The following is a 10830-nucleotide window of genomic DNA, read 5'->3' as shown; positions in this document are numbered from 1 at the left end:
AACAAAGTCGTGAAACATTGATCAAAGAATAGGCGTGGAACGTGAAAAATCATAAAAAAAGCCCACCTTGGGGAAGGTGGGCTATCAACTAGAAACGACAGCATTGATTTCTAAGTGGAATTATAACGCATTACGTATAAGGTGTATTATGTTAATTTTAGATAAACTATAGAATCCATTAGTTTTTAAACCAATAAATTAAATATTTTATGGAACTCCAGAATATTTATTCAGGCGATACTTAAGCAATAAGGGTAGGGTGATTACATAAAGTATTGCAGCTAATGCCCATACCATTCCAGGAGCTGATGCCTGAGTCATAAAATAGAGGCTAGTAACTAATACAGGACCAATTATAGCCCCCAGACTATTAAAACTGCTTAATAGCCCTTGTAATTCACCTTGTCTTTCATCACTAATACCTCTGGACATCATTGCTTGCAAAGCAGGAGCGGCTACTCCACCAAGGGCAAACAATGGTAACAACGCAAAAGGCACCCATTCTTCAACAGCAATAGATAAAAGAAGTAAACCAATTGCATCGCAAGCTATTCCACATAACAACGTATTTTTCTCTCCAAACCTCTTTACCATAGGGGCGATAGCAAAAGCCTGTGCAATAGAATGGCATATTCCATAACTAGCAAGGGAAACACCTGCAATAAATATACTCCAGCCATAACGATCCTGCCCATAGATAACCCATAAAGTTGCGGGGACTTGTGAAACCAATGTGATAATTAAAAAGATACCAAGCAATGGAGCCATATTAGGTTGAGTGATCAAATAGGATAATTTCTTTAATATTGATTGCTCCTGAACCTTCTCAGTCATTTTATTGCTGTGTTTTGATTCTTTTAATAAGACTGCTGTCATTATTAAATTAATCCCATTCATAAAAGCAGCAGCAAAGAACGGTGCATGTAAGTTCCATTCACCCAAAACTCCACCTATTACCGGACCCGCTATAAACCCAATACCAAAGACAGCTCCAAGGAGACCAAACCTTTTTGCACGCTCATGGGCTGGAGTAATATCTGAAACATAAGCTGTTGCAACAGCCATGTTGGCACCTGTAATTCCCGCAAAAATACGACCAATATATAGCCACAATAGAGAAGGAGCAGCAGCCATTAGGAGATAATCAGCCGTTGCACCAGCAATTGAAATAATTAATACAGGTCGACGTCCAAATCGGTCACTCAACGCTCCAAGGATAGGTGCAAAAATGAACTGCATCAGAGCATACACAGCTAATAAAGCACCATAGTGAACACCGCCTGCTTCAGCTCCAGCCAATGACCGTAATAATTCAGGCAAGATCGGCATAATTAAACCAATCCCAACAGCATCCAGAAATATAGTGATTAAAATCACGCTCAATGATTTCTTCACAAATGCCTTCTCTAGCAATGATAGAATTAATATTCTCTCACACACTCCCTATCAGTGATAGATTTATGAGTAAAAAAGATATTGCACCTCAACGTCTGACACGTGAAATAGTCCTGCGTACCGCATTGGATATGTTGAATGAAGAAGGCATAGATTCAATAACCACACGCAAGCTAGCTCAACGATTGGGTATTAAATCTCCAACTCTATATTGGCATTTCAAGAATAAATCCTTGTTAATGGAAGCAATGGCGGAAACCATTATAAATGAACACCATTTAGTTTCTTTACCCATCGATGGGATGACATGGCAAGATTGGTTGCTCGCTAATTCTGTAAGCTTTCGTCGAGCACTACTAGCTTACCGTGATGGTGCTCGTCTACATGCAAGAACTAGCCCCAGTCAAGGACATTTCAACACGATTGAGGCCCAAGTTGCGCTGTTATCTCATGCTGGGTTTTCTCCTGTTGAAGCAGTTGCATTACTTATGACATTAGGAAGGTTTATTGTTGGGTGGGTCCTTGAGGAGCAGCAAGAAGAAATAAGATCAGACCCACCATTCGAAGCCGATCCAACTATATATCCACTCATGCTCCAAGGAGTGAATACCTTACAAAATATGAATGCGGATGACATTTTTGAAAATGGGATTCGTATGGTGATTATCGGTGCTGAAAGACAACTTGATATTAAAATGCAAACTTAACTCTATACTGCTTTAAGCAACTGTTCTATTTAGTAATAAAGCTTTTATCCTTAATTATTTAACATAATGGCTGTTATGCGAAACGAGAGCTACCAGCTCTCGTTTTTTGTTATGGAAACTGCTAAAATTCAAATACGCCATTGACGTATAAAGAGTCCATGTTATTTATTGAAACCAGCATCTTTACCAAGCAAATTAAAGACCTTGTATCTGATGAGGAATATCGTCAACTTCAGCAAGATCTTTTGGTACAGCCTGATAGAGGTGACCTAATCAAGAATGGCGGTGGTATTCGCAAAGTACGTTGTGCTCAAGGTAACAAAGGGAAAAGTGGTGGGATACGGGTGATTTATTATTGGGTCACCGAGGATGATCAGATCTTTTTCTTAGTGGCTTATCCAAAATCAGTAAAAGATAATTTAACAGATAAGGAAACCGCCATTCTGCGCCAACTCGTGAAGGAGCAATTTCATGGATAACAACTTATTTGATGACTTGGTTGCTTCAATCAAAGAAGCTGGAGCTATCAAACGTAAAGAAGTTAAAGCAAGCCGAGTTACAGAACTCGAATTGCCTGATATTAAAGAAGTACGTGAAAAAACTGGCTTGAGCCAAAATGAATTTGCTGCACGTCTACATATTAGCCCCCGTACCCTGCAAAATTGGGAACAGGGACGACGCTATCCAACTGGACCAGCAGCTACATTGATTCGAATTTTAGATGCTCACCCAAGCCTTATTTGAAAAAATTACTTAAAAAATGGGAGCTTAAGGCTCCCATTTTTATTTCGTATAAGGTGTATTATGTTAATTTGAGTATTTCTTAATAACTCTATTATTTTCTCTTTAACGCTATTGTTAGAACCACTCCAACTACGCTTATAGCTGCCATTGCGAATTTTGCTAAGCCTTGCCAAGCATCATTATTATCCTTGTTAGTTTCTTTTACTATTTCAGCTATTCGCACATGCAAATCAGCAAGCTTCAAAGTTATCTCAGCAATTAAGTGAAGAGATTCATCGGTAGTAACTTTATCTGCAATCTTTGATAGAATTTGCATTGTAGAATCTAAACTTTTTTTAATGCCATCAAGACTATGAACCTGTGTAGTCTTAACCCCATCTACTATTAACTTCAAGCTATCTAAGTAATCTTTTTGAAGATCAACAATATTAGGTATTACTTTTACAAGCTCTGCTAACTGTGCAAGTGAAAAATTATCATTTTGTACCAGTTCCATAATTTTTACATACTGTTCTTTTGATAAATTATTAAAATCTTTAATATTTAGCTTTTCAGTAATTTCCTGAATAATATTTTTCATGTAATGACCTAAAATTCTTAGTAATCTCTTTAGTTAAGAAAGATATCAAGATTTATCTTCTAATGCATTACTGTAATAGTATTATGAATCTAGTAACTCCATTTAACATAATGGTGGTTATACGCAATACACTTGTATATTAATATAAATATCAAAGACTTAAAATTTTACACTCAACCCTAAAATCCGTAAAAAGCCGATTTTGAAACAAGTCGGCTTTTTTATGTTCGATTCTGTAAGCTTTTGCCAATAAAAAATGGAAGAACTTTGCAAAATTTACAATTTTGTATTAACATTTTTGTATTAACAAAAAGCGATGCAACTATGGAAATTGAGTTTTCATGGGATGAGCATAAAGCAGAAATAAACCTTAAAAAGCATGGTATAGCTTTTGAAGATGCGACATTGGTTTTTTACGATGCTCATGCCTTATATAAACAGGATCGCTTTGAAAATGGTGAATATCGTTGGCAAGCGATAGGTATGGTACATGGGCAAGCTGTTTTATTGGTGGCCCACACAGTACAAGACCATAACGGGATGGATCATATCCGCATTATTTCGGCACGACAGGCAGAGAAAAAAGAGAGGAAACAGTATGAGCAAAACCGTTACGTACAAAGTAGATTTGAATAAACCTCCTGTTTTGTCTGAAGAACAAAAGGCAAGACTTGAAGCTCTGGCTAAACGCGCAGACAGTGAAATAGACTTTTCCGACATTCCTGAACTTGATGAAAGCTTTTGGAAAAATGCTGTCCAAAATCCGTTTTATAAGCCAACTAAACAAGTGACTACAGTACGCATTGATGCAGATGTCATGCAATGGCTAAAAGCACAAGGCAAAGGCTATCAGACACGTATGAATAAGATTTTACGTGATGCAATGCTGAATGATTTAAAAAATCACCCATAAAAACGGAGCTTAAGCTCCGTTTTTTACAAACTATTTTTAAGCTTATAGAATCTAAATTCGGGGTAAATTAAACCTATAATAAAAAGAATGGTAAATGCTATCCATAGAAACAAAGCCATAGCTCTAAGCTGTTCTTCATTCCATGAGCTTGATTCCATATCTAAGAAAAAGATACTCTTCCAGCCTTTAATATAATCAGCTCCACCCCATGAAATAATCCATTTGAACATTAAGCTAACTGCCAAATAAATAAGTACCCACACCCATGTAGACATAAATTACCTTATTATTTTTAATCACTTATTGGATAATTATAACTGATCTTAATAGTCTTATTTAACATAAAATCTCTTATGCGAAATTCAGTTGTAACCCCCAAATAGAAATGTCCGGTTTACCGATTGCTCGACCTAAGATCTCAGAACATAAGAATTTGATGATCACCCTGGTTCTCAAAACTCGATACTTTATTGAAAAGTTCTATCGAGGCTTATAAGTCCCTGAAACAAAAAAATGCCTGAACTTCAGGCATTTTTTACGTCATCACTAACAGCTTACAACAATCAACAAACGAGAGTTTTAGTCTTTTGAATACGACTTAATTTTTTCAAAAATAGGGTAAAAGTCTACACCCTCATCTTTCATGCTAGAAAGTAAGTAAACCAGAACAGCGATATGAGTAGGTACTTTTCCGATCTTTTTATAGTTAGTTATGGAGTTTGGGTTCATGTCCAATAAGGTTGCAAATTCCTTAATTGAAAGACCTGCTTTCCCCATAAGTCTTTGAAATTCTTCGTATGGCATCGTGATAAATACAATCTGTTTGAATTAGAAGTATAACACAGACCATAAAACTTAAAAAAACACATAAAAAATGTGACAAACACATTTTTTATGTGTTATAAATAGCTTATCAGCTAACCCATTTATCCTTATTATCGGAGAAATATAATATGTACTCATACCCGGATTCAAACACTGAAAAGAAAATTGCTCTCATGATCATCAATGACTTTTTCATTCAAAAAGCCCATGAACTGTGGATTTTTTTACAACTCGATCAGTGCTTTAATGATTATGAAGCCACACTGATTTGGACTCGACGTTATTTAGAGAAGCATCCTGAGTGTGAGTACAGCGATATTCAAAAAGCATTCCTTTCTTGTTTCCCAGAACACTTCTTCAGCTTTGACTGAACCGTACCGGGTTTGTCGGAGACTTTTTTATTTATGATAGGCACGGTAAAAATCGTAATGGGTAAGTAAATCCCAAACAACAGCCAGTGCATACAACTGGCTTTTTATTGTCATTTATAAATCTAAGACTTTATTTAAACATACTAAAATTGATGTTCCACGGCTTCTAAACCATTGATTTAAGGTTGCGGATTCAGATATCTGTGACGTCACTTTAGGGTGTACTCCAGGTTTACATTACATAAAAGCTTTTATGCGAAACTCGCCTGTACAGCCTTTCTGAAAAAGGCTATTCCTGATTTTTCGCTAAAGCTTTCTTGATTTCGATGAGATACAAGCTTTCCCCTTTATTGGACCAAGTACTTAGTCCATGCAGAACCTGATGAAAAAGCTTATTCCGCTCAAAATATTCATTTTTATAATTTTTAACCTCCTGATATACCTTGGATTTTAATACATTATTGTGGAATTTTGTCACATTCTTAATATGATTCCTAATCTGTTCAGGCGTATCTTGACTAATATCAATCCCTAACTCCTTGAAAGCAGCTAACACAGCACCGCCCAACTCAAACTTACGATGGTTTTCAGCTTTACGTTTTTCTCTGGCATCTTTTTTCTGAATCTGACTCAAGTAAAGTTCAAGATCCTTTAACTGTAACTGCTGAGCTTTAAAACGGTAATATCTGGTACACATTGTTTTTAAGATATTCGTTTCGGCTAGATCTAATTCTTTGTTCTGATATGCCTGAAAAAGTTCTATAAATTTGGTTTCATATTCAGTAGGTTTCGCCAGGATAGAAAGCTCATCAAACAACAATTTTAGTTTTATATGCTCACGATATGGTTTTAATGCCTCTTTGACCAGGATCTGTTGAGCTTCAGACAACATCTCAAAATTACAGCCCCCAGTCTGCAATACATCAATGACCTGGTTTTGTAGTTCGGTACGCGGGTCTTTCTCTAATAAAAATTCAACAAAACCATGTAACTCTGCCACTTGGAGTAATTGAGCTGGTCTTCCACGTTTTTTGGGTTTTTCAAGAGTCATCATCTGCCGCCTAATTTTCAGAACTGCTACCGATTTAAATATGGTTTTACCATATTTAAATCGGTCAGTCTGAAAATAATTATTTAAAATAAAAATAAAATTTCTTGAAAAGAATTTTTATTTTTATTTTAAATAATTCGCACTTGACAGTTTCTCCTAATCGGAGAAACTAGTACGCAATGGGGCGCTTCCCCCTTGACCCCCTTCAACCGGATTTTTCAGCCATCCAGGCATTCCAAATCCGTGCGGTTTTCATCTCGTTTCACTCCATAAAAACCGGTCTCAAACCATCAGAGGTGAACATGGCAACCTACCATTTCAGCATCAAAAGCAAGAATAAAGGTTATGCCATGGGCCATTACCTCTACATTGCCCGGCTAATGCAATATGAGCAAGTTCGCAAAAACACTAATGAGGTGCTGGAACATGTTGAACTTGGCAAATGCATGCCGTCCTGGGTGAAAGATCCGATTGAATTTTGGCAAGCCGCTGATACTTATGAACGAGCCAATGCCAAGGCCTACATGGAGTATGAAATTGCCCTACCGAATGAGTTTACGCCAGAACAGCGTAAAACGCTCATAGAGACGTTTTTTGACAAACACATAGTCCCACAGCAATATCCGCACTCATACGCAATACACAACGTAAAATCACGCATCAGTGGCGAAGATCAGCCCCACTGTCACCTGATGTTCTCTCTCAAAGCCAATGACGGTATTGAACGGACAGCCGAACAATATTTCAAACGCTATAACCCCAAAGAGCCAAGCAAAGGTGGTGCAAAGAAAATCCAGCTGCAAGATGGCCATGCAGACTATTCCACTTTTTTGATCTATATCCGAAAACAATGGGAAAACCATCTCAATGATGCCCTTGCACAGCACTGCCCGACCGTCACCTACACACTGGATGGCCAAGACATCACCATCAAAAATCAGGTTTCAGCAGACAGCTATGAAAAATATAACGAGATCCACAGCACGCTATACCTTCCAGAGCCAAAACTAGGCGTTGGCCAACAAAATGCGACAGCGGAATATCTCGCCCAAATCCAAAAAATCCGAGAACACAACCAGCAAGAACGAGAACTCGAAGAACGCCAAAAGCAATTAGATCAACAACATGAATATTTTTATAGTGCTGAAAACCATCCATTTTCATCATTGGAAGTGATGTATTACCTGAATTATTTAGTGAAGAACCAGAAAAATAAGGAAAAACTGGAAAAAGATTTTAGTGAAATTATCAAAACCCAAGAGCCTATATTGCATCAAGAAGGCTGGAACCTTCAGAACATGAATCGAAAATTGAGAGATTCAGAGCATAACTCAACGCCATGCTTTGAGTTTGAAGTGCATTCCCAGCCAAAGTATCCATTACCCATGCAGAATAAGCCCCCTCAACCGGTTCAACCCGAACAGCCAAAGCCAAAATCTGATGATTATGATTTTGGCGGTCCCTAGGTTTGATGTTTTCTATATACCTAGAAGGTATATAAAGAGCGTGTGCTACGATCGACTGATTAGCAAGTCGATTCATAATTTACAGCTTCTTTAAAAAGAAGCTGTAAATTATGAATTTGTTTTTCAGAACAAGGATTTATTTGTATTGCCATGTTTTTATTCTCTTTGAGCAAATATATCTGTTCATAACTAACACTTATCAGATCAGTACTTTTAAACGTCAGCTCACAATTTGAAAATACTAAATGTAAATATGCCGTCTTATCGCAATAACTAATTTTTGAATACAATAAAATATGTTCTTCATTTTCTTTAAAAAAGTTCATGTGAACTCTCTCTTTTGGGCAGAAAATTGGAGCATAACAATTTTTAATTTTTCATGATTTCATACGTTGCATTTTTGGAAAAAAAGTTACTTTTGATTAAATAATGTTCAATTTATAAAAATTAAAACTACCATAATATGTGTAAAACATTTTATGTCCTATGCATATGGAATATTCAAAAAGTATTATTACTTAAGTAGCGACACTTTTTGGAATATCACCTAACTTTACAGAGCGAGTGTCTACGAGCGAACTGACATCATTAAAATTTCACCCGCTTTTTTCCCTGATTACAGGCTCCCCTTTACTTACGTGATTTAGAATCAGAGCGTCACGAAGTGCGCGAACGATAGAGCTTTTGCTTTTTATTCAAGCTACAACGAAATTAAGTAAAAAATTGCCCCCTAGAATCGAGCGAAAGCGAGATTCAATAGAGTTTGAGCGAAGCGAAAACCAAGGGCAATTTTTCATGACCTGGGCTTTTAATTATTTTTAAAGTTTTTAAATGCTTTTAGACATACTGAAAGCCTTTATTCACAATGGTTACAGACGCTATATGACTACGTTTACCTACCAATATGACTACGTTTACCTACCAATATGACTACGTTTACCTACCAATATGACTACGTTTACCTACCATAAATCTACAAAATATTTTTAGTAGATTTAACTACGTTTACCTTGCATAAATCTACATAATTATTAATATAGACTTATATTCATAAATAATAATGTAGATACATAAGATGCGGGATTTAGTTGTTAAAGATAATGCATTAATCAATGCAAGCTATAACTTAGATTTAGTAGAACAGCGTTTAATCCTATTGGCTATTGTCGAAGCAAGAGGTAGCGGTAAAGGGATCAATGCAAATGATCCTTTAGAAGTCCATGCAGAGAGCTATATCAACCAGTTTAATGTTGCAAGACAAACAGCCTACCAGGCCTTGAAAGATGCTTGTAAAGACTTATTCGCCCGACAATTTAGCTATCAAGAGATCAACAAAAGAGGGAATGTTGAGAATGTTCTAAGTCGTTGGGTTAGCGAAATTAGATATATCGATGATGAAGCAACAGTAAAGCTGATCTTTGCACCAGCTATTGTTCCCCTTATTACACGTTTGGAAGAACAGTTCACAAAGTATGAGTTACAGCAAATTAGTAATCTCAGTAGTGCTTATGCTGTACGTTTATACGAGTTATTGATTGCTTGGCGCAGTACAGGTCAAACACCAGTTATTGAACTAACAGAATTTAGAAACAAGATAGGTGTTCTCGATGATGAATACACAAGAATGGGCAATTTTAAAGATCGGGTACTAAATCTAGCTATTGCTCAAATTAATGAACACACTGACATTACTGTTAAATACGAACAGCATAAAAAGGGACGTAACATTTCAGGTTTTTCATTTTCTTTCAAACAAAAGAAAGTAGTTACAGCTAATGCAAATAGTAAGAGTTCAAATACCCTTGATCTTTTCTCGAAAATGACCGATACACAACGCCATTTGTTTGCTAATAAACTGTCAGAACTTGCTGACATGAGTAAGTACTCTCAAGGTACCGAAAGCTATGCACAATTTGCTATTCGAATTGCTGAAATGCTACAGAATCAAGAGAAATTTGAAGAACTACTACCGTATCTTAAAAAAGTAGGATTTAACGCAAAATAAATTTCATGTTTAGGTAGAATGTTCAGATGAACATCCTTGTACACGCACTGAGGGATTCCATTGAACACAACAAAATTTAGCGTTATGGACGCTAGTAAAGCCTTTAAAAAATCACGTACAACAATATACGAAGCTATAAAAAATGGTGAATTATCAAGGGATCATGATGGTCTTATAGATCTATCTGAACTTATCAGAGTCTACGGAAATCCTTCAGGTGTTCAGTCCAGTACACGCACTGAACACGTACAGAAGGATGTACATGTACACGTCCAGTCAGAAGTCGAAACTGTATTAAAAGATCAAATTTCATTACTTAAAAATCAATTGGACTTAGCCAATCACAGAGAAAAGGCTTTGATGCAACACATAGAAGATTTGACTCATAGAATTGAGTTTAAAGGTCAGCTTGAACAACCAAAAACAGGGGTAGAAGAGCACAAAGTTGTTCCTCCAGTTGATTCTGAGATGATAGAGAATCCTAAACTAGAACCAGACCAGAAAGATGACGGATTGACTACTCCGGAACAAAAGGAAAATAAGCGGATTCCAGTACCGGAGCACATTGAACAGGAACCGGAAAAAAGAGGCTTTTGGAGCCGTTTTTTTAGACCCTATGATTAACCACGATTGTTTAACTGATATGAACAAAGTCGTGAAACATTGATCAAAGAATAGGCGTGGAACGTGAAAAATCATAAAAAAAGCCCACCTTGGGGAAGGTGGGCTATCAACTAGAAACGACAGCATTGATTTCTAAGTGGAATTATAAC

15 protein-coding genes are annotated in these 10830 nt (G+C 36.6%); 9 read left to right on the top strand and 6 right to left on the bottom strand.

Annotation, left to right across the window (positions count from 1 at the left end; genetic code table 11):
* Window positions 1–207 precede the first annotated feature (207 nt).
* The gene (gene tet(39) / locus FTU70_RS13765; protein ID WP_046267530.1) at window positions 208–1395 is read right to left on the bottom strand and encodes a tetracycline efflux MFS transporter Tet(39); all 1188 of its coding nucleotides are present in this window, start codon (window positions 1393–1395) and stop codon (window positions 208–210) included.
* A gap of 65 nt (window positions 1396–1460) precedes the next feature.
* Between tet(39) and FTU70_RS13760 the strand changes: the two genes are divergently transcribed.
* The 3 genes from FTU70_RS13760 (at window position 1461) to nadS (ending at window position 2846) form a co-directional block, all read left to right on the top strand.
* Entirely contained in the window at window positions 1461–2102 is a 642-nt protein-coding gene (locus FTU70_RS13760) for a TetR/AcrR family transcriptional regulator C-terminal domain-containing protein (protein WP_004787586.1), read from the top strand.
* Window positions 2103–2260: 158 nt separating this feature from the next.
* Window positions 2261–2581 (top strand): type II toxin-antitoxin system RelE/ParE family toxin, encoded by a 321-nt coding sequence (locus tag FTU70_RS13755; RefSeq protein ID WP_039253786.1) that lies wholly within the window; start codon window positions 2261–2263, stop codon window positions 2579–2581.
* Entirely contained in the window at window positions 2574–2846 is a 273-nt protein-coding gene (gene nadS / locus FTU70_RS13750) for a NadS family protein (protein WP_000369781.1), read from the top strand. The genes FTU70_RS13755 and nadS overlap by 8 nt, the downstream gene beginning before the upstream one ends.
* Before the next feature lie 91 nt (window positions 2847–2937).
* Here nadS and FTU70_RS13745 read toward each other — a convergent pair whose 3' ends face one another.
* Window positions 2938–3426 (bottom strand): hypothetical protein, encoded by a 489-nt coding sequence (locus FTU70_RS13745; RefSeq protein WP_087528908.1) that lies wholly within the window; start codon window positions 3424–3426, stop codon window positions 2938–2940.
* A 324-nt stretch (window positions 3427–3750) separates the two neighbouring features.
* On the opposite strand from FTU70_RS13745, the gene FTU70_RS13740 reads away from it, so the two are divergent.
* Both FTU70_RS13740 and FTU70_RS13735 read left to right on the top strand, forming a co-directional pair.
* Complete coding sequence (locus tag FTU70_RS13740) at window positions 3751–4062, top strand: BrnT family toxin (protein WP_096902542.1); 312 nt, start codon at window positions 3751–3753, stop codon at window positions 4060–4062.
* Window positions 4025–4339: a BrnA antitoxin family protein gene (locus FTU70_RS13735; protein WP_096902543.1), complete on the top strand. Its 315-nt coding sequence runs from the start codon at window positions 4025–4027 to the stop codon at window positions 4337–4339. Before FTU70_RS13740 ends, FTU70_RS13735 begins: the two co-directional genes overlap by 38 nt.
* A 23-nt stretch (window positions 4340–4362) precedes the next feature.
* Here FTU70_RS13735 and FTU70_RS13730 read toward each other — a convergent pair whose 3' ends face one another.
* Both FTU70_RS13730 and FTU70_RS13725 read right to left on the bottom strand, forming a co-directional pair.
* On the bottom strand, window positions 4363–4614 hold the full coding sequence (locus tag FTU70_RS13730; protein WP_004969151.1) for a hypothetical protein: 252 nt from the start codon (window positions 4612–4614) through the stop codon (window positions 4363–4365).
* Window positions 4615–4918: 304 nt separating this feature from the next.
* Complete coding sequence (locus FTU70_RS13725; RefSeq protein ID WP_004676219.1) at window positions 4919–5143, bottom strand: helix-turn-helix transcriptional regulator; 225 nt, start codon at window positions 5141–5143, stop codon at window positions 4919–4921.
* Window positions 5144–5292: 149 nt separating this feature from the next.
* Between FTU70_RS13725 and FTU70_RS13720 the strand changes: the two genes are divergently transcribed.
* Window positions 5293–5535, top strand: a complete 243-nt coding sequence (locus FTU70_RS13720; protein WP_180060764.1) for a hypothetical protein — start codon at window positions 5293–5295, stop codon at window positions 5533–5535.
* Between the two features lie 289 nt (window positions 5536–5824).
* Here the strand turns inward: FTU70_RS13720 and FTU70_RS13715 are convergent, their stop codons facing one another.
* Entirely contained in the window at window positions 5825–6586 is a 762-nt protein-coding gene (locus tag FTU70_RS13715) for a hypothetical protein (protein WP_180060766.1), read from the bottom strand.
* Between the two features lie 302 nt (window positions 6587–6888).
* Here FTU70_RS13715 and FTU70_RS13710 point away from each other — a divergent pair, with 302 nt between their 5' ends.
* The gene (locus tag FTU70_RS13710; protein WP_180060763.1) at window positions 6889–8052 is read left to right on the top strand and encodes a MobA/MobL family protein; all 1164 of its coding nucleotides are present in this window, start codon (window positions 6889–6891) and stop codon (window positions 8050–8052) included.
* 59 nt (window positions 8053–8111) lie between these two features.
* Here FTU70_RS13710 and FTU70_RS13705 read toward each other — a convergent pair whose 3' ends face one another.
* Window positions 8112–8378, bottom strand: a complete 267-nt coding sequence (locus FTU70_RS13705) for a hypothetical protein (RefSeq protein ID WP_180060762.1) — start codon at window positions 8376–8378, stop codon at window positions 8112–8114.
* A gap of 749 nt (window positions 8379–9127) precedes the next feature.
* On the opposite strand from FTU70_RS13705, the gene repM reads away from it, so the two are divergent.
* Window positions 9128–10057, top strand: coding sequence for a replication initiation protein RepM (gene repM / locus FTU70_RS13700; protein WP_180060761.1), 930 nt, complete (start codon window positions 9128–9130; stop codon window positions 10055–10057).
* Window positions 10058–10141: 84 nt separating this feature from the next.
* On the top strand, window positions 10142–10681 hold the full coding sequence (locus FTU70_RS13695) for a plasmid replication DNA-binding protein (protein ID WP_180060765.1): 540 nt from the start codon (window positions 10142–10144) through the stop codon (window positions 10679–10681).
* Window positions 10682–10830 lie beyond the last annotated feature (149 nt).

Source organism: Acinetobacter sp. YH12135, from assembly GCF_013418565.1.
Lineage (GTDB): Bacteria > Pseudomonadota > Gammaproteobacteria > Pseudomonadales > Moraxellaceae > Acinetobacter > Acinetobacter towneri.
This window is presented reverse-complemented; position numbering and strand designations above follow the sequence as displayed.

Coding starts and splice junctions, on each gene's coding strand:
- FTU70_RS13695 (WP_180060765.1), top strand. CDS start 10,142: ATGGACGCTAGTAAAGCCTTTAAAAAATCACGTACAACAATATACGAA.
- FTU70_RS13745 (WP_087528908.1), bottom strand. CDS start 3,426: ATGAAAAATATTATTCAGGAAATTACTGAAAAGCTAAATATTAAAGAT.
- FTU70_RS13720 (WP_180060764.1), top strand. CDS start 5,293: ATGTACTCATACCCGGATTCAAACACTGAAAAGAAAATTGCTCTCATG.
- FTU70_RS13740 (WP_096902542.1), top strand. CDS start 3,751: ATGGAAATTGAGTTTTCATGGGATGAGCATAAAGCAGAAATAAACCTT.
- nadS (WP_000369781.1), top strand. CDS start 2,574: ATGGATAACAACTTATTTGATGACTTGGTTGCTTCAATCAAAGAAGCT.
- FTU70_RS13710 (WP_180060763.1), top strand. CDS start 6,889: ATGGCAACCTACCATTTCAGCATCAAAAGCAAGAATAAAGGTTATGCC.
- FTU70_RS13715 (WP_180060766.1), bottom strand. CDS start 6,586: ATGACTCTTGAAAAACCCAAAAAACGTGGAAGACCAGCTCAATTACTC.
- FTU70_RS13730 (WP_004969151.1), bottom strand. CDS start 4,614: ATGTCTACATGGGTGTGGGTACTTATTTATTTGGCAGTTAGCTTAATG.
- FTU70_RS13735 (WP_096902543.1), top strand. CDS start 4,025: ATGAGCAAAACCGTTACGTACAAAGTAGATTTGAATAAACCTCCTGTT.
- FTU70_RS13725 (WP_004676219.1), bottom strand. CDS start 5,143: ATGCCATACGAAGAATTTCAAAGACTTATGGGGAAAGCAGGTCTTTCA.
- FTU70_RS13755 (WP_039253786.1), top strand. CDS start 2,261: ATGTTATTTATTGAAACCAGCATCTTTACCAAGCAAATTAAAGACCTT.
- FTU70_RS13705 (WP_180060762.1), bottom strand. CDS start 8,378: ATGAACTTTTTTAAAGAAAATGAAGAACATATTTTATTGTATTCAAAA.
- repM (WP_180060761.1), top strand. CDS start 9,128: ATGCGGGATTTAGTTGTTAAAGATAATGCATTAATCAATGCAAGCTAT.
- FTU70_RS13760 (WP_004787586.1), top strand. CDS start 1,461: ATGAGTAAAAAAGATATTGCACCTCAACGTCTGACACGTGAAATAGTC.